Raw genomic sequence first — 16,335 nt, 5'->3', positions numbered from 1 at the left:
CCGCCTTCCTTCCTATTGCTGATTGTTTCGGGCTCTGTCCAAAAGCAGGGAAAAACGTTCAACCTGCCTTTGATAATAAGGGGCGCTCAAGTCGTAGTAACGGGCTTTTTGCGCAAATTGCAGGGCGCCCTTCAGGTCCCCTGAAGCATAAAGGCATTCCGCCACGGTGTCCAGGACGGACGGCTTTTCCGGGGCCAGGGCGTAGGCGACTTCCGCGTATTTTATGGCCATGGCCGGACTAATGAACTTGGGGTCTTTGGCGGTGGACAGAATTCTGGCGAACAAATCCAGGGCGTCCACATATTGAGGCATTTTTTCCAGAGTCTCTTGCAGGATTTTAATGGCCTCAACATACCGTTCCTGGCGGTAAAGCGTTTTGGCGTCCTGAAACTGGGCGCGCAAGGCGCGGTATTCCGCGGTTTTTTCGATATAAGACTTTGGCGGGCTGCTGTATTTGCCGTAGGCGTTATCCTGGCATTCCAGGGCTTTGTCCAGGTCTCCGTTTTCATAGTAGGCGGCGCTGGCTGCGTCCCACACATAAGGATAGCAAGGCCGGAATTTAAGGACTTTTTCCGCAATTTTCAGGCTCTTCTTAGGATCCTTCACTGCGGAGTCCTTTGCATTGGCGTACAAATAGGTCAGGGCGGCCAATGCCTTTGGATAGTCGGGCAATACCTCCAGGGCCGCGTTGAACTCCTCCTCCGCCCTGGCGAACTTGTCGTTGCGATAGGCTTCCCAGCCTGCTTCCACGTGCTTTTCGTACTCCGTGTCGTAAGCGAACATGGGGCTGTAGGAAACCCCCACCCGAGAGCCGCTTTTCATGCCCATGAGCCGCACTTCGGTCCCGGCTTCGGTTTTTTCGTACAACAGGGAAAAGCCCCGGTTTTCCACCCGGTGGGCCTTCATATTCAAGTCCCGCACCCGGACGTAATCCCGGGCGAAGGTGAATCCCTTGGGCCAATAGGCCTTTTCCAGCCATTCGTCGGCGGCGGTGACAATGCGGAAATCCTCCTGGGAGCTGAAATAGACCTTGCAGCTTTTATCGATGAATATTCCGGTATGCAGCACTTCGTCGGGCGCCAGGTCAAAATACTTGCGGGTGACGATGTAGAGCTTGCTTCTTTCGTCATTGGCCCGCCGGATTCTATCCCTCCTGGCGGAGAAGTCGGGCGTCTTTTCAATATAGGGGAATTCCAGCAGATATCCGCTCTGGGGCAATTGCTCCTGAATTTCCCGGCCCCGGGATTGCTCGGTGAAGGTGTAATCCAAGGCTGTGATCACGTATTTGGACGCTGGAATGGTTTTGTCCGGGGAAATCCTGGCAGCTATAAGATCATCCTCTTTATATAAAATTTCATCGTCCTTAATATTTCCGCCTTCAAAATGGTAGTTGTCCGCAGTGCTCTCCCCCATGAGGGCCGCCACTTCCTCCGAAGTGCCCATGGTTATGAAGCCTGCGTACCAGCCTTCGGGCCGCCGGTTGATTCTGTACGAAGCCCGGCCTCTGAAGCTGTATTCGGAAAAATAAAATATGGAGGCGAAAAACCACCGGTGGCCCCCGGCGCCCGGAAAATAAATGACCAGGACGTCGTCCTTTTCCATTTTCGCGGATATGGGCGCCTCTTCATCCAGTTCGGAAAGATGGCAGACCGCCATGCGCGAGTTGGTGAAGGTGATGGGGTACCAGGTTCGGGAGTACTGAATCCGGGTCTGCTCCAACGGGATGTAGGTCCCATCCCTTAAAATATACATGCCGAATTCTTCCGGCTTGCTTTGCAGTTCAAAAGCGGCGGCGCCGGCTAAGGCGGGGAATAGAATGCAAAAAAGAGCGCATAGGAGGAACTTTTTCAGGGGAATGGATTTTGAGCGTGAATGAGGCATACAGCCGACCTCCGTTTAGCAGACGTAAAAAGCTGCCTTTTATAAAACTCCGCTTTTTAAAACAGCCTTTTCAGACAAGGAGGAACATGAATCGACTTAAAGGGGACGACTGACTCGTCCGCCGGACCCGCCGCCCTCATCAGCGAGCCGTCTTTCATATTCCAATTGAAGTGGCGTCCTACATGCTTGGGGAAGCGCCGGGAATAACGGCATGCATTCCCGCTTTTCCAGCGTCCCAGCAAGAGTATGATAATATAGAATGACCCTGGTTTGCAAGGCGCCAGGAGGTTTAAAGGGGATTTGCTTTATTCAAGAAGCGAAAACATGTTTTCAAAAAGGTGAAGCGCGATTTGCAAGGCTATGCGTTAAAGGCCGATTATGGCTGCGGCCCTGACGGGCGAGCCGTCGCCCTGTTCGATAGGAAGGGGAAGGCAACTGAAGAAAAAATCCCTGGCCGGCAATTTTCCCAGGTTGGCCAGGTTTTCGATAATCAGCACGCTTTGTCCCAGCAGGATATTGTGCACCGGCAGATTTTCGGAATCAATGGGGTCCATGGATAGAGCGTCCACGCCCACGCCTTTGATGGGCGCCTGGATAAGCCACTCGGCGGCCTCAGGCGTTAAAACGGGAAATCCGGAAAAATACTTTTCCCCGCCCCAAAAAGCGTCCCAGCCCGTGTATAGCAGAATAAAATCCACGGGCCTGCTCATGCACCCCGATTGTTTGAGAAAACCCAGGCTGATAGGCTTGGAACCGAGGGGCCGGCAGTCCACAACCTCTCCCTGGCCGCAAAAGGCCTCCGGGGGCAGGGCGTCTAAGGTTTTTCCATGGGGCGAAATATGAGCGGGAGCGTCCACATGCGTGCCCGTGTGGGAGGACAGGGTCAAAAGGCGCTCCACATAGCCTTCATTTTCCAAGCTGGCGACGACCCTGATTTCCGGGCTGGGGTCGCCGGGAAAAACAGGCATTTCCGGTGTCATGGGATGGGACAGGTCAATCACTTGCATAAAATCAATTCCCGGAGACGGCCACCCTGGTCATGGTGAAAATCAGTTTTTCCTCCATGGAAGCTCTTTTGACCGTCAAGGTGACGGATTCTCCGACAGGCCCGCGCATTTTCTCCTGGATCAGCTTGTCAAACTCAATGCCTTCGGTGGCTTCGTTATTGATATGGGTGATGACGTCCCCTTTTTCCACGCCCACCCGCTTGGCGGGCATGCCTTCCAGCACGTCCAGAACGACCAGGGGGCCTCTGTGATTGAACACGTTGGGGTCGAACAACTGGCCGACATTAAGGCCCATTCCCCCGAACTTCTGGTCCTGGGAGCAGCCGGTTACGGCCGGGAGCCCCAATAGGACGATAATCGCCAACACCGTAAAGAACGGTATATAGAAAGCCTTTGTTCTCATATGCTTTCCTTTCCGGTCATCATGATGTCCCTTCCTCTTGCCAGGACCATTGCTTGGAGACGAACAGGATGTATCGGTATTCTTCCATGGAGCCTTTTTCACGCTCTCTGTCCATCAATGCCTTGATTTCCTCGTTGATCCGGTCCCTTTCCGGCTCCATGTCCATTTCATCTTCCACAATCACCTGGGCGGAGTATATGTTGGCGGATACGCTGAAGCCGGGAAATTTCAGCCTTTTTTGTTTTCGTTCGTCTTGTGCGGACGGTTTTTCGAAACCCAGGCGGTTAAGGGCTTTTTCCAGCTTGGCGAAGGCCCACGGCCTGGCCCCGGTCAGGTCCACCGTCAAAATCAGGAAGAAGGAAGTCTCCTCGTCGGTTTCTTCTTCGGCAGGCGCCCCGTGCTGGAATTCCTCTTCCGAAGCGGCATGCTTCTTTTGTTGGTTTTTAAGCCATTTGGTAAAGTATTCCTGCTTTCGAGTCTCGTAAGCCTGAATGCTTTTCAGGGTCTCGTAGTTTTTATCCGAATATTCAATATCCTGCACGTTTGCTTTATGGAACGTTTGGGCGATAAGCTCGCTCTGGGGCGCCGGGATTTTTCCAAGCTCCTTTTTAATTCGCTCAAAGTCTTCCAGATTTTGTCTGAGATGCTCGTTTTCTATGGAATTCATTTAAAACTGATCCCGAGGATAGAAAAAAATGGAAAATTCACGCAACCGGAAGTAATGATCAAACCACGCCTTAAAAAAATTATTAACCCAAATGCTTAGCGGGCGGCAGTTTGATATCGGTCGCAACCTGTATTCGTCATGATGCAATAATACCCCTCCATCCCTTGGAGGGCAAGAAAAACAACAGTTAACCGCCGCCTGCTTTCTTTTCAGCCCTGGCCTTTAAGGCTTCGTTCATCATTTCAAACCCCGTCTTTGTGCGTTCCAGTACGTTCTTGGGTATAAACGGCGACAGCAGGCCGGAAAACGCCTGCCTGTGCACATGCAAAACGCCTCCATCGGGTTGCTGATGGATTTCAAAAATATGCTCTCCGTCAGCCAGGCCGGGAAACAAAACGCCGCCTTTCCAGGCGAATATTTTTTGAGGAGCGCAGCGGGTGACCTTGGGATGAAACGTCAAAATGCGGTTTGTCCCGGGCATCCTGGGACGGCAGGTCAACCTGGCGCCAAGGGCGGGACGCCCTGCAGACTCCAGAATAAACGGATTCCATTCCCCATACCCGGCTAAATCCGTCAGTATGGACCATACAAGCTCTGCAGAAGCGTTAATAACAATTTGCGTATGGATTTTTCGCATGACGGCCCCTCCTTAATGCAGTGGAAAAATCAGGTCAGGGAGAGCTTTAGAGGGCGTCGGCTGTGGGTGAAAATGCTATGGTTCCGATAGCGCTTAAAAGGGATCATGCAGCCTTAAAACTGAAGATTTTCTCTGGCGGTCAGATACAGGCACACCTTGTCCAGCAGTTTGCGCACGTCAAAGGGCTTGGGTAAAAAACCGTCAAACCCGGCATCCATCATTCGCTCTTCATCTTCATTGGAGACGAATCCGGTCAATGCAATGATGGGAATGCTCCCTGTTTTGGCGTCCGACTTCAGGATTTTCGTCGCCTCCATGCCGTCCAGAACCGGAAGGCCCAAATCCATGAGGATGAGGTCCGGCAGGTCCGCCTGGGCCATTTCCAGGCCCTGTTTGCCGTTGACGGCCACGGACACGGAGCAATAACAAACCTTTTCCAAAAGATCATGAAGAAGGACTCTATTTGTCTCGGAATCCTCCACGACCAACACTTTTTTTTCCATACTCTTCCATCCCCCGGTCAAGCTGCGGATTAAGGCGAATCCTGCAAATTGCTTCTATCCGGCGGCAGACTGCGCTTCTTCCCCGCCAGCCCATGGGCAAATGCCTATGGGAAGCGTGAACACAAAGCAGCTCCCTTGATGTCTGCCTTCACTTTCCACCCAAATTCTTCCCCCGTGCAACTCTACCAAACGCTTCGCCAGGGGAAGACCCAAGCCTGTACCCGGCGTCTTGCCGGAAAGGCCTGCACTGACCTGGTAAAAATCGTCAAATACCCGCTTCTTGTCGTCTCCTTCTATGCCTATTCCCGAATCCCGCACAAACACTTCAATCCATCCTGGATTATCGTCCAGATCCTGGGAACCTCCCCTCCCGTCCACAGGATCATGAATCACCCTGGCGCCCACGCAGATGGCGCCGTTGTCCGGGGTGAATTTTGCGGCATTGGATAACAGATTGAAAAGGATCTGTTTTAATTTGGTGTGGTCCGCCAGTATGGCCATTTCCCTTATTTCGTCCGAAACGTCCACAGTGATCTCTATACCGTGTTTGAACGCTTTTTCCCTGATGAGATGCAAACTGCTCTCCAGAATAAAGGAAATCAGCAGAGGCTCCACCTCCAGCTTCATTTCCCCGGACTCCACCCTGGAAAGGTCCAGAATGTCGTTGATCAAATCCAAAAGGTGCTTGCCCGATTCCAAAATATCGTTGACATACTGCTTTTGCTTGGTATTCAGGCCGCCGAAATACTCTTCCTGCAATACCTGGGAAAAACCCAAAATGGCGTTTAAGGGCGTGCGCAACTCGTGGCTCACGCTGGAAAGAAAATCGCTTTTGGCCCGCTTGGCGTGCTCCAGGGCCAGGCGAAGCCGATGCACGCGCTGGCTTTGCTCCTCTTCCCGTTCCTGCAGTTTTTTGTAGTGAACGGTCAGCTTGCCCACCGCCTGGGCGCTGAATACGGCGTCAGCCAGCTTTTGGCAATCCTTTTCCAGGGAGTCCATAACCTCCTGGGGGATGGAAGCGCCTTTTTCCGTTCTCAAATGTAAAACGCCCAGTGCGCCAAATTCCTTGGCTGCCAGAGGAATGGAAAGATCTCCGTGATCGGACATCCTACCCTGGGCGTCCAGGTGGTCTGAATCGTCCAGGCCAAAGGCATAGGCGCCTGGCTTGCCGGTTTGAAAAGCCAGACCGCACAAACACGTCCCCACCTTCACCTGGTCGCCGCAGGGGGGAGGATTGTCATCCATCCCGGTTCGCACGGACAGATTTAAAACCTGTTCCTTGGCGTCCAGCAAAAACAAGCTCCCGCCCCGAGAGGCGATCGAAGCGTATTTCTCCAGGATGCCTTTCAACCCTTCCCGAACAATGGCGTCCACATCCGTAATCCGCAGGATTTCGCAGGTATGCTGAAGCCCAAGATTCCTGGCTAACTGCCCGGCGGTCCTTCCTCTTCCCGCTCTGGAAAGCCCGTCGGCATGGCCGGAATTGTTGGCAGTTTTTTCAGGATCTGTTCCCATTACACCAATACAAAAAGATGATTGCCCGCCATTATATGCATAAAGCAGGGTTGCCGAACTCTTTAGTCCGCCGGGAAAATCCGCGTCGTCAGGTGGCTCGGATCGATATTTGTGAAATGAATCACCCTTATATTAACACAGTTCTGAAAATAATCTGTGAAATGCGTTACTGCTACAATATGACCTATTTCACAATAATCAAAAAAACTAAGTGTAAGGCAGTTCAGCCATCTCCACCAGCTTGCTCGGGCTCGTGTCCGGATGCTTGCGTTTGATGGCCAGAATTTCCGGCTTGGCGGAAAAGAAAGCGTCCACAACCACCGGATCGAACCGCAGGCTTCTGCCTTCGGCGATAATAGCGAAGGAGTCCTCCACGGATATGGGCTCCTTATAGGGCCTCCGAGAGGTCAGGGCGTCAAAGACGTCCGCCACGGCGCTGATTCTGCCCACAAGGGGGATCTGCCTTTCGCACAACCCGTTGGGATAGCCGGCGCCGTCCCATCTTTCATGGTGCGTCATGGCAATGACTTCCGCCAGTTTGATAAATCCCACGTCCGAGCCCTGAAGGATTTGAGCGCCGATAACCGTGTGGCGCTTCATGATTTCCCATTCTTCCGGCTCCAGGCGCCGGGGCTTTAAAAGAATCCGGTCCGGAATGCCTATCTTGCCTATGTCGTGCATGGGCGCCGCGTACAGGATGGATTCCAGGATTTTCTGACCCAGGCCGATTTCCTTGGCAATGGCCACGCTGTACTGGCTCATGCGCTGAATGTGGTCGCCGGTGTGCTCGTCCTTGTATTCAGCAGCCCGGCTGAGGCGGTGGATGGTGTCCAGAGACGCGTCCTTGACCCTTTCGTAGGCCAGTTCCAGCTCTCTGGTCCGCTTGGCGATCTCGGTTTCCAGGTCCTTTTGGTACGACCGCATATGGTCGTTATAGGCTTTGATTTTCAGGGAATTGGCTACCCGGGCTTTCAATTCCAGCTTGTCCACGGGCTTGGTGAGAAAATCGTCTGCGCCCGCGTCCAGGGCTTTTACCCGGTCGTCCACCTCTTTAAGGGCGGTGACCATGATGATGGGGATGATGCGGGTGTCTTCGTTGGCTTTGAGGCGGCGAGCCACCTCAAAGCCGTTGACGCCGGGCATCATAATATCCAATAAGACCACGTCGGGAGGCGTTTCCCGAACAATATCCAACGCTTCTTCACCGCTGTGCGCTTTGAAAAACTCATAGCCCATAGGCAAAAGCATGGCTTCCATGAGACGGAGGTTTCTCTCCTCGTCGTCGACGGCCAATACCCTGGGTTTTATCGGCATGCTCTATTCTCCCTTGGCTTCAACCTATGATCGGACAGTTCCGGACGGCAAAAACGCATACCCGCAGAGCTTCCTCCGCTGTTTACTGATTAAAAGGTGTCCTGATGGACGAAATCGCTGATTTCCTTGCGCTTGGGAGCGCCGGAATCCTTGGCGATATGCCCCATGGGAACCATGGCCACCAGCTCCATGCCGTCGGGCAGATTCACGACCTTGCCCGCAGCGTCCTGGTCGAACAGACCCACAACCACCGTACCCAGGCCCAGGCTTCTGGCCGTCAGGCAAAGGCTTTGGGTCGCAATGCCCAGGTCGAACAGCATCCAGTCTCCGAACTTGGTCGTGACCTGATCCTTGTAAAAACCGGAGGCGTTTTTCTTGCCGCAAACCACCAGAACCAGGGGCGCTTCCACCATGGCCTTGGCTGCGGGATTGCCCTTGCCCAAGGTGGCCGCCAGCTTTTCCTTGATCTCAGGATTCTTGACCACCACAATTTCCCAAACCTGCGTGTTGGCCCAGGAAGGAGACCATTGCACAGACTCCAGCACCTGCTGCAGCATGGCTTCATCCACTTCCTTGTCCAGATACCGACGTACGCTTCTTCTTTCCTTGATGAGCTTCAGCATTTCGGACATAAATACACCCCCGTGTTCACAAACCTCAAAAAAACGGTTTTAAGGATTGCGCAGTCTGAGTTTGAGGCCCGGAACAACAGCTATATTTGGTTCCGACACCTATTATCAATAAAAATGGAGATGGGCGATTTGTCAAGGCATCCGTGCTGCAATGCCGACCCAACCGCCCGTCTCTTGTACCCTTTCAACGGAAAAACGGCAAGCGTCCAGTGCTTCCAGCACCAGATCCTTTTTCTCCGCCATGATTCCCGAAGCAATAAAAATCGAGCCCGGCGCCATAATCCGGGGGAGCCCGGGAATAAGCATTACGTTGGCTTCCGCCGTGATATTGGCCGCAACCATGTCAAAGGCGCCTTCCACAATTCCCGCCAGAAGATCCCCCAGCCATAACCCGAAATCACCTTCGTGAACCTGGTTGCATTTGAGGTTCTTGGCGGCCGCCTCCAGGGCGTCCATGTCGTTGTCGCAGCCGAAAACCTTGCGGGCGCCCAGCTTGTATGCCCCGATCATGAGAATGCCCGATCCCGTACCCACGTCCAGAAACCGTTCCGGCGCCTTTTTGAGGCATTCCGTTTCGATCATTTCCAAACACACGGCCGTGGTCGGATGGGTTCCCGTACCAAAGGCCATGCCAGGATCCAGCTCAATGAGCATGCGCTTTTCCGGGTTTTCGTAATCCTCCCAACTGGGCTTGATAACCAAGGATTCGCCGATTTCAATGGGATGAAAATGGGCCTTCCACGCGGTTTCCCAGGGCTGGTCGTCCTGCTTCGAAAAGTGGACGGAATAATCCGTCAGGACCGACCCCTTGAGGTCGTCCAGGGCCCGGGTCAAGTCCGCTTTGCGCCCTTCGAACAAATCGTCCAAAGGCAAAAAAGCCGTGACGCTGTGCTCCTTGCTGTCCGGAACGCTGGATCCCGAACCGTCCTGGACCATGCCGGTCTCGCCGGGCGTCGTCATTTCCAGGCCTTCCGCGCCGTGCTCCATGACCAGATAGGAGACCATTTCCTGGGCCAGTTCCGGCTCAGCGGCTTCAAATACGATTTTTATTTCCATCCATTGCATAGAATATTACCTGAGATTGTGTTTGGCGACGTCGGTAACCAGGGCCGCCGGCTCCACGGTCCCGGAGCCGAACCGGTCCCATATGCCGTCCAGGGCCTGGTTCAGCTTCCTTTTTCTCTCCGATGCCGTGGGATCGTCAAATAAGCCGGGCTGCCAGGCCTGACCGGGCGTTACCAGTTGGGACAAGGTCACGCCGAGAAGACGGACCGCTTTGCTGCCGACCAGGGTCTTTTGTAGCAGTTTTTTGGCGTGTGTGTAAATCTCTCCCGGATCGTCAGTAGGAGATTCCAGGGTGACAGACCGGGTGACCTGGACAAAGTCGGCGTATTTTACCTTGATGTTGACAGTCCGCCCTGTGGCTTCCTCCTTGCGCATGCGCCTTGCCACTCTTTCGGAAAGGAAGAGCATCCACTTGTAGGCCTCTTCCAGAGTGTAGACGTTATGGTCAAAGGTGATCTCCCGTCCGATGGACTTGGCCGCGCCCGGCGGTTCCACGGGGCGGTCGTCCATGCCTCGGGCGAAGGCGTATATGACTTCGCCGTTCCTGCCGAAATTGGCGGAAAGCATTTCCTGGGTCAGTTTTCTGACGTCGTGAATCGTCTTCACGCCCAGACTGCGTAATTTGTCTCGGGAAGCAGGCCCCACGCCCCACAACCGGGATATGGGCAGGGGATCCAAAAAATCCTGGGTTTTATCCGCAGGCACGACCAACAGGCCGTTGGGCTTGCACAGGTCCGAGGCGATCTTGGCGACCAGCTTGTTTTTGGCGATTCCTGCGGAAGCTGTGATGCCCAGGGATGATTCTATCTGCCTGCGGATATTGGCGGCGATTTCCTCCCCGGACCCGAAAAGACGGGTGGAGGAGGTGACGTCCATGAACGCCTCGTCCAGGGAAATAGGCTCCACAAGCGGTGTGTATTGATGGAAGATTTCAAAAACCTTGCGGGATATCTCCTGGTAGCGGGCTCTCCTCACCGGCAGAAAAACGCCCTTTGGGCAGAGCTTCCTGGCCGTGACAATGGGCATGGCCGAACGCACGCCAAGTTTTCTGGCCTCGTAGGAGGCGGAGCATACCACGCCGCGATTGCTCGCTCCTCCCACAATCACGCATTGGCCCCTTAATTCCGGGTTATCCAAGAGCTCCACGGAGGCGTAAAACGCGTCCATGTCTACGTGGATAATCAGGTTTTCCGTCATGAAGGTCTCCCCAACCTTGAATTCTCCCAACAATATTAATCTTTTGGAAGGCAAGGTCAATTGCTTTGACAAAAACAGGGTTTTAAAATAGTCCTTGAAAAGATGTTGCACCCCAAAGTCAATGCAAGGAGGTTTATATCATGTATTTCAACGCACCCGGAAAAGAAAACACAAAAGCGACTCTGGAAGCAGCTTATAAGCGCGCCCAGGAATTGGGCGTCAACGAAATCGTCCTGGCCTCCAGCAAGGGCGACACCGCCTACGCAGCCCTGGAAATCTGCAAGGGCATGAAGATCACGGCGGTCACCTACCACTGTGGGTTCACCACCCCCTTTGTGTCCGTGATGAAAGAGGAAATCAAGCAGGACCTGGAAAGCAAAGGCGTCCGGGTGATTTCCGCCACCCACGCCCTGTCCGGCGTGGAGCGCTCCCTTCTGAACAAGTACGGCGGAGGCCTGTGCCCCGTGCTGATTATGGCCGACACCCTCAAGCTCTTCGGCCAGGGCCCCAAGGTGGCCGTGGAAGTAAGCATCATGGCGACCGACGGCGGCGCGCTCACGGGCGCGGACATCATTGCCGTGGGAGGCTCGGGGCGCGGCGCGGACTCGGCCCTGGTGATCAAACCGGCGGGCCAGTCCCATGTCTTTGATATGAAAATCCGCGAGATCATCTGCAAACCCCGGGAATTCTAATCGGGTGATTCATAGGGCAGGCCTCCGCGCCTGCCCTGGTTTGTAGTTGCGGGGTCTCCCCGCATTTTTTCGTTGAGTGGCCTTGGCAGAGCAGTATCCTGCCAGGGTGCGCAAGCACATTTAGTGTGGCCTATTCACTATTTCAAAGCCGGAGTTGTCGACGGCCGTAAAAAGCAAGTCGAAACCATTTTTCGTAGTTGCGCGGTTCCCGCGCTTGTAGTTACGGGGTCTTCCCGGGTGCAGCAGCGAGGTCTCCTCGCGTATTGTAGCCGCAGGGCTTGCCCTGCCTGTAGTTGCGCGGTTTCCGCGCCCCGTAGTTGCGAGGTCTCCGCACCTTAAAAAAAAGGGGACCGAAGAAAACATAAATGGAGGATGTATTTGACCGTATTAGCCATATTCATTTTATTCGCCTTATCCGCCGTGGTTGCGATTATACTCGTCATTATGAATATGGGAAAGCATGATGAGGCGTCTCAAATTCAAAGAAGGTAATTATCAAAGCAGCTTGAGAATCCTGAAACCCGTTGCACCAGATGCCAACAGCAAGATTCGTTCATCCTGGGCGAGTTAGGACCGGGAATTGAATTAAAATTTTACTTTTTAATTTTCAGGCTGAAAAACAGGAAGTGGAAATACATCCCCTTTTTTCCCGGACTGAATATCTATCCGAATGCCATTTGCTGCTTGAACTGCGGGATGGTTCTCTGCCCTTCCGATCCCAAAGCCGTGAAGGATTACTTCCGGAGGTTCGCCAGATCTGCCCGCCCGGATGAAGGAACGGGCGAGTATGAAAAAAGTGGAACATGCCGCAGTTGCGGAGAGAGCAAGGCTGCACCTGGATCATTGAAAGTGAAGTCCCCTCATAACAGAAGGCTTCCTTTAATATTTGGCCTCTATTTCAGCCCGGGGCATTTGAAGGAAAGAATGACCATTCCACCAGGAGTGGAGACCGCCAGGAGAATTTCCGCCTGCCCGGATTGCGGGACGATCTCCCTGGAAGTGGATCCATTTAAGCTGGCTGCTTTCATTAAAAAGAAATGCGAACCGGATTTTGCGGCGTCCGTTTTAAAAGAAGCGCCTCCGCCGCCGCCGCCGAAATGATAGGGGGCCAAGTTGTTATTAGCCGCTCACGTTAATCTAATGGAAAATGCACTTTTTTGAAAAAGACGATTGACAAACCCGGCTGAGGCTGGTACTCACCACCTTCGCACGGGGGAGGTCAAGCCCGGCGCGACAAGGGCCGTTAGCTCAACTAGGCAGAGCAGCTGACTCTTAATCAGAAGGTTGAAGGTTCGATTCCTTCACGGCCCACTTCAGAAATTCCTAAAGGATCGGGATGTTATCCCGATCCTTTTTTTCGTTAGCAGGTCAGTCCTTCGTAGTTTTGCCGAAATTTTGCCCAAAATCCTATTCCTTTTCTTTACTCTTGGCTCCCTTGGCTATATTTTCGCCCTCCAATGACTGCCGATACTGAAGAGAAGCATTTGGTTTGGGACTGGGGAAGATAGGCGGGAATGGGCGGGATTTGGCGGGAATGGGTGGGAAGAGCAAAGGGGGGCGGGGGATTTGGCGGTTTGGATTGAGTGATGTCTAAAAGGGGCGCCGGTTTGGGACTGGCCTTTTGATTATCCTGGAAAAGGCTTAGAATTGCATTTGATTTGGGACCGTGTGAAATAGTTTTGAGTCGGGGACATTATTGATAAGGCCAAGCGTTAAAACAGACGCCTGGCCTTTTTGGTTTCAAAGCCTTTTAAAAACCACTTAAACGGACAACTTTTCAATTTCTTCCAGTAACGTGTTTTCGTTTTCAAGAAGAGAAGCCAGCCGTTTCTGATCGTAATTACTGAAGGGAGGAACAACCTTCTCTCCATCTGGGCCTTCAATGTTGACCAGTTCCACGGTTAGTATCGTGTCGGTTCTGTTTTCCGCATCCTTATCGCCCCATTCGCTGAACATATTCGGGGCAAGCGTCAAATGCAATTTTTCTCCGGGTTCGATTCCGCCGGAAATAGGATGGTTAAAATCTTCGGAAATCCACGGGACCGATCTGCCAGGGGTGGATACTACCCCATGACAAAAGATGCGGGCTAAAGACATGCTTGAAAGATTTTCGATATCAAATTCAATAATTGGTTGATTAAAAAGCATTCCTTCTCTGTGATAAAAACGCGCATTAGAAATTATTATACTGTCGAGTTCCTGCTTGTTCGCGTCATGCATCACCTTTTTCAATTTGAGTTCATGGATTTCCCCACGAATATTGTCCAGTTCCTTGGTTTTCCTATCCAAACGCTCCTTGTTTGCTTCTTTGATTATTTCGTTCGGAGTCTTTCCGTCCCAGAGGCCGTACATCTTTTTATTGTAGCTGTCAGGATCTGTTGGCGTCAGAAGGGAAAAGATATCTTCGTCCTTTATAGCAAGGAAAAACATTGCCTCCATGAGAGTCTTTTTTTCATCCTGGGTAATATTTTTTGAAAGGCTCTTTATGGAATTTTCAAGTTCTTCTTCTGAAGACGCTTTTATAGGCGTATCCATCCCGGGAGAACAAGCCGCGAAAAAAAAGAAACCAATTATCAATGCGGCTATAGATATTTTTCTCATTTTCCCCTCCATGGGATTTAGTCGTTATTGTTCCAAACGAGTTGGCGGGAAAACCAGACGACCTGGCCGATGATGCGAATGTCGCTTGAGTTCATTTCGTATGGTTCGTAAAGCTCTTTATTGTCGCTGATGACGCGAACCCTTGCCCCGCGAGACTCAAGCCTTTTTATGCTTAACATATCGTCGCCAATGTTTACCGCGTAAATGTGGCCGGTGTCAATGCGCGTTCGTTTGAGGTCAACGATGACCGTATCGTGATCCTCGAGCGTGGGCAGCATGGAGTCGCCGCGAACCACCATCAAGACGGCGTGGGATTTGTTAAGGCCAACACGCCGCAGCCAATCGCGCCTGAATGCGAACCTGTTCTTATAGCCTTCCTCAAGCACCACCCGGCCGTCCCCGGCCGCCAATTCCGCATGGGTCATGGGCAGATAGTCGAATTCGTCCAGATCCAGGCCGCCTTCCGGGTCCAGGTTGGGCGCGGGCGCCGCCTCGCCGCGCTTCATGGGGCCTTCGCCTGTTAGGAGCCACGCTATCTCGCAGTCCAGGGCCATTGACAGGGAGGCTATAAATTCAGCTTTCGGTGAAGCCCCTGCTTCATAATTCTGGATGGTCGTTTTCGAGACACCAACCAAATTAGCCAAGTCTTCTTGGGTCATGGAAAGCGAAAGGCGCCGCTCCTTGATACGTACACTAAACAGTTGTTGGTCCCACATATCATGCCTCCACGCCGGAACTAACGCCGGAATATTACTTGGTCGCCGGAACCCATTTGATTATCTTGCTTTTCCATATAGTTAAGAACTCTTTGTCAGAAAACAAACCTATCTTACGCTGGAACCAAGATTTCTTATTGACATACCAAGAGATATTGGCTTATAACCATTGTCAGTCCAAACATTAGGAAGTAGACAGTCTAAAAAAACCGGCCTGGCAGGGCCGGGGACCTTAGCCGAAAAGGAGCTGGATCATGAGTGAAACTTTTGCTTCATCAAGATTCGAAAAAAATCGTCAAACCCTTGCGGAGGCTTTGGAAGAGGAGTTTGCTGCTTTGCAAGGGCTCCAATCGTTTCAACCCCAGCATACACCCGATCCAGAACAAGAGCTAATGTCATGGGATCAGCTTCTTTGCCTAATGCAAGAAGTTGCTCATGACTACAATCAAAGATCCGGTCAATTAAGAGATCGGTCTCTTGCCGATGTTTATCGCGAATGCTCTGGAGTTCACCCGAGTCATCCAGGTTGAGCAAGGCGTCCTTGACGTCCTGGCGGTTCAGGCCCAAGACGCCTTCGAGCTTGTTAGTGACAAAGGACATCCACAGGTTCCCAAGTTGTACGGCTGTAATACCGGAATCTTCTGGCATACCAACTCCTTAAAACAAGAGATGAATCATATGGCGCAAACGAAACGCAAAGAGCCCCGGGATTGGCACAAAGCGCAAATCAAAGCGGCCCTGGAAATGCGGGGCACGAATCTGCATCTGCTTGGCCCGGATAACGGGTACGCCGAAACGTCCGCATACGATGTGTTTCGGAGGCCCTTGCCGCGCATGGAGCGCATCATCGCCGATATTTTAGGCGTGGAGCCCTGGGACATCTGGCCCAGCCGTTACGACGCGGACAACAGGCCGTTAAGCGGCCTGCGTGCGGTCGCAGTCAAAGAGCAACGCTAACGTATTGTGAACCTTATCAAACTTGTGAGGGTTTAAGCAATGCCTAAAGTTCGGAAAAAAACAGACGCCAAGGGGCCTCAACAAATGGCCCTGGATTTCGACTACCGGCAGGTGGAGGCGGTGGCGGCAAAGGTCCGGGCTTTAAAGTCCGCGCCGTCCACGGAAGGGACGGCGAACGTCCGGGAGAAATTAAGAATAAGCATCAAGCACGCCTTGAAGCAATGCCCCCTTTCCAGGGTCCAGGTGGCCGGGGAGATGTCCCATTTATTGGGCGACGTGGAAATATCCAGATATATGCTGGACACATGGACGGCGGAATCCAAGGAAGGCCACCGGTTTCCGGCTGAATACCTGCCAGCGTTCTGCCGGGTGACGGACAACACGGAACCGTTGGAGCTGCTGGCGGAGGCATCGGGCTGTTTTGCCATGCCGGGCCAGGACGCCCTCCGCGCCCAGATGCAAAAGATCGAGGAAGAAATCAAACGGCTGAGCAGCCAAAAACGGACCATGTCCGTGCTGATAAAGACCGCAGGGGGTGAATGATGAAG

Annotated in this window: 18 protein-coding genes and 1 tRNA gene; 5 read left to right on the top strand and 14 right to left on the bottom strand. The window is 52.8% G+C overall.

All coding sequences use genetic code 11. The features are described 5' to 3' along the window. Positions 1-12: 12 nt before the first annotated feature. From G491_RS0111475 to G491_RS0111425, 11 genes are all read right to left on the bottom strand, one after another. Positions 13-1,881, bottom strand: a complete 1,869-nt coding sequence (locus G491_RS0111475; RefSeq protein ID WP_028314708.1) for a tetratricopeptide repeat protein — start codon at positions 1,879-1,881, stop codon at positions 13-15. 365 nt (positions 1,882-2,246) lie between these two features. Further along, on the bottom strand, positions 2,247-2,888 hold the full coding sequence (locus tag G491_RS0111470; protein WP_028314707.1) for a cyclase family protein: 642 nt from the start codon (positions 2,886-2,888) through the stop codon (positions 2,247-2,249). Between the two features lie 4 nt (positions 2,889-2,892). After that, positions 2,893-3,291, bottom strand: a complete 399-nt coding sequence (locus tag G491_RS0111465; RefSeq protein ID WP_015947669.1) for a PDZ domain-containing protein — start codon at positions 3,289-3,291, stop codon at positions 2,893-2,895. Positions 3,292-3,310: 19 nt separating this feature from the next. Then, positions 3,311-3,958 carry a hypothetical protein gene (locus G491_RS0111460; protein ID WP_028314706.1) on the bottom strand — a complete coding sequence of 216 codons (648 nt, stop codon included), beginning with the start codon at positions 3,956-3,958 and terminating at the stop codon, positions 3,311-3,313. A 187-nt stretch (positions 3,959-4,145) separates the two neighbouring features. After that, the gene (locus tag G491_RS0111455; RefSeq protein WP_028314705.1) at positions 4,146-4,595 is read right to left on the bottom strand and encodes an SRPBCC domain-containing protein; all 450 of its coding nucleotides are present in this window, start codon (positions 4,593-4,595) and stop codon (positions 4,146-4,148) included. A gap of 113 nt (positions 4,596-4,708) precedes the next feature. Then, complete coding sequence (locus tag G491_RS0111450; protein ID WP_028314704.1) at positions 4,709-5,098, bottom strand: response regulator; 390 nt, start codon at positions 5,096-5,098, stop codon at positions 4,709-4,711. Between the two features lie 54 nt (positions 5,099-5,152). After that, entirely contained in the window at positions 5,153-6,613 is a 1,461-nt protein-coding gene (locus G491_RS33780) for a sensor histidine kinase (protein WP_051327193.1), read from the bottom strand. 207 nt (positions 6,614-6,820) lie between these two features. Next, complete coding sequence (locus G491_RS0111440) at positions 6,821-7,927, bottom strand: HD domain-containing phosphohydrolase (protein WP_015947664.1); 1,107 nt, start codon at positions 7,925-7,927, stop codon at positions 6,821-6,823. An 89-nt stretch (positions 7,928-8,016) separates the two neighbouring features. Next, complete coding sequence (locus G491_RS0111435) at positions 8,017-8,559, bottom strand: nitroreductase family protein (protein ID WP_015947663.1); 543 nt, start codon at positions 8,557-8,559, stop codon at positions 8,017-8,019. Positions 8,560-8,691: 132 nt separating this feature from the next. Next, positions 8,692-9,624: a 50S ribosomal protein L11 methyltransferase gene (gene prmA, locus G491_RS30440; protein ID WP_051327192.1), complete on the bottom strand. Its 933-nt coding sequence runs from the start codon at positions 9,622-9,624 to the stop codon at positions 8,692-8,694. Positions 9,625-9,630: 6 nt separating this feature from the next. After that, a complete protein-coding gene (locus tag G491_RS0111425) occupies positions 9,631-10,821 on the bottom strand; it encodes a DNA polymerase IV (protein WP_028314703.1) in 1,191 nt (396 codons plus the stop codon). Between the two features lie 140 nt (positions 10,822-10,961). Here G491_RS0111425 and G491_RS0111420 point away from each other — a divergent pair, with 140 nt between their 5' ends. The 3 genes from G491_RS0111420 (at position 10,962) to G491_RS0111405 (ending at position 12,824) form a co-directional block, all read left to right on the top strand. Next, a complete protein-coding gene (locus tag G491_RS0111420; RefSeq protein ID WP_015947660.1) occupies positions 10,962-11,513 on the top strand; it encodes a pyruvate kinase alpha/beta domain-containing protein in 552 nt (183 codons plus the stop codon). Positions 11,514-12,437: 924 nt separating this feature from the next. Continuing rightward, positions 12,438-12,614, top strand: a complete 177-nt coding sequence (locus G491_RS35445) for a hypothetical protein (protein ID WP_157468236.1) — start codon at positions 12,438-12,440, stop codon at positions 12,612-12,614. A 136-nt stretch (positions 12,615-12,750) separates the two neighbouring features. Next, positions 12,751-12,824, top strand: a tRNA-Lys gene (locus tag G491_RS0111405). Between the two features lie 450 nt (positions 12,825-13,274). Here the strand turns inward: G491_RS0111405 and G491_RS0111395 are convergent. The 3 genes from G491_RS0111395 to G491_RS0111385 form a co-directional block, all read right to left on the bottom strand. After that, positions 13,275-14,114 carry a hypothetical protein gene (locus G491_RS0111395; RefSeq protein ID WP_028314701.1) on the bottom strand — a complete coding sequence of 280 codons (840 nt, stop codon included), beginning with the start codon at positions 14,112-14,114 and terminating at the stop codon, positions 13,275-13,277. A 17-nt stretch (positions 14,115-14,131) separates the two neighbouring features. After that, a complete protein-coding gene (locus G491_RS0111390) occupies positions 14,132-14,830 on the bottom strand; it encodes an XRE family transcriptional regulator (RefSeq protein ID WP_084511485.1) in 699 nt (232 codons plus the stop codon). A 252-nt stretch (positions 14,831-15,082) separates the two neighbouring features. Beyond that, positions 15,083-15,478, bottom strand: a complete 396-nt coding sequence (locus G491_RS0111385) for a hypothetical protein (RefSeq protein WP_028314699.1) — start codon at positions 15,476-15,478, stop codon at positions 15,083-15,085. Between the two features lie 30 nt (positions 15,479-15,508). Here G491_RS0111385 and G491_RS30435 point away from each other — a divergent pair, with 30 nt between their 5' ends. Further along, positions 15,509-15,787, top strand: coding sequence for a helix-turn-helix domain-containing protein (locus G491_RS30435; protein WP_051327189.1), 279 nt, complete (start codon positions 15,509-15,511; stop codon positions 15,785-15,787). Between the two features lie 39 nt (positions 15,788-15,826). Next, complete coding sequence (locus G491_RS30430) at positions 15,827-16,330, top strand: hypothetical protein (RefSeq protein WP_035218577.1); 504 nt, start codon at positions 15,827-15,829, stop codon at positions 16,328-16,330. Positions 16,331-16,335: the final 5 nt, after the last annotated feature.

This window comes from Desulfatibacillum aliphaticivorans DSM 15576, assembly GCF_000429905.1.
GTDB lineage: Bacteria > Desulfobacterota > Desulfobacteria > Desulfobacterales > Desulfatibacillaceae > Desulfatibacillum > Desulfatibacillum aliphaticivorans.
This window is presented reverse-complemented; position numbering and strand designations above follow the sequence as displayed.

Excerpts from the sequence above, each read along its gene's own strand:
- G491_RS30430 (WP_035218577.1), top strand. The coding sequence starts at position 15,827 with ATGCCTAAAGTTCGGAAAAAAACAGACGCCAAGGGGCCTCAACAAATG.
- G491_RS0111475 (WP_028314708.1), bottom strand. The coding sequence starts at position 1,881 with ATGCCTCATTCACGCTCAAAATCCATTCCCCTGAAAAAGTTCCTCCTA.
- G491_RS33780 (WP_051327193.1), bottom strand. The coding sequence starts at position 6,613 with ATGGGAACAGATCCTGAAAAAACTGCCAACAATTCCGGCCATGCCGAC.
- G491_RS35445 (WP_157468236.1), top strand. The coding sequence starts at position 12,438 with ATGACCATTCCACCAGGAGTGGAGACCGCCAGGAGAATTTCCGCCTGC.
- G491_RS0111420 (WP_015947660.1), top strand. The coding sequence starts at position 10,962 with ATGTATTTCAACGCACCCGGAAAAGAAAACACAAAAGCGACTCTGGAA.
- G491_RS0111455 (WP_028314705.1), bottom strand. The coding sequence starts at position 4,595 with ATGCGAAAAATCCATACGCAAATTGTTATTAACGCTTCTGCAGAGCTT.
- G491_RS0111425 (WP_028314703.1), bottom strand. The coding sequence starts at position 10,821 with ATGACGGAAAACCTGATTATCCACGTAGACATGGACGCGTTTTACGCC.
- G491_RS0111470 (WP_028314707.1), bottom strand. The coding sequence starts at position 2,888 with ATGCAAGTGATTGACCTGTCCCATCCCATGACACCGGAAATGCCTGTT.
- G491_RS0111385 (WP_028314699.1), bottom strand. The coding sequence starts at position 15,478 with ATGCCAGAAGATTCCGGTATTACAGCCGTACAACTTGGGAACCTGTGG.
- G491_RS0111460 (WP_028314706.1), bottom strand. The coding sequence starts at position 3,958 with ATGAATTCCATAGAAAACGAGCATCTCAGACAAAATCTGGAAGACTTT.
- G491_RS0111435 (WP_015947663.1), bottom strand. The coding sequence starts at position 8,559 with ATGTCCGAAATGCTGAAGCTCATCAAGGAAAGAAGAAGCGTACGTCGG.
- G491_RS0111390 (WP_084511485.1), bottom strand. The coding sequence starts at position 14,830 with ATGTGGGACCAACAACTGTTTAGTGTACGTATCAAGGAGCGGCGCCTT.
- G491_RS0111440 (WP_015947664.1), bottom strand. The coding sequence starts at position 7,927 with ATGCCGATAAAACCCAGGGTATTGGCCGTCGACGACGAGGAGAGAAAC.
- G491_RS0111450 (WP_028314704.1), bottom strand. The coding sequence starts at position 5,098 with ATGGAAAAAAAAGTGTTGGTCGTGGAGGATTCCGAGACAAATAGAGTC.
- prmA (WP_051327192.1), bottom strand. The coding sequence starts at position 9,624 with ATGCAATGGATGGAAATAAAAATCGTATTTGAAGCCGCTGAGCCGGAA.
- G491_RS0111465 (WP_015947669.1), bottom strand. The coding sequence starts at position 3,291 with ATGAGAACAAAGGCTTTCTATATACCGTTCTTTACGGTGTTGGCGATT.
- G491_RS0111395 (WP_028314701.1), bottom strand. The coding sequence starts at position 14,114 with ATGAGAAAAATATCTATAGCCGCATTGATAATTGGTTTCTTTTTTTTC.
- G491_RS30435 (WP_051327189.1), top strand. The coding sequence starts at position 15,509 with ATGGCGCAAACGAAACGCAAAGAGCCCCGGGATTGGCACAAAGCGCAA.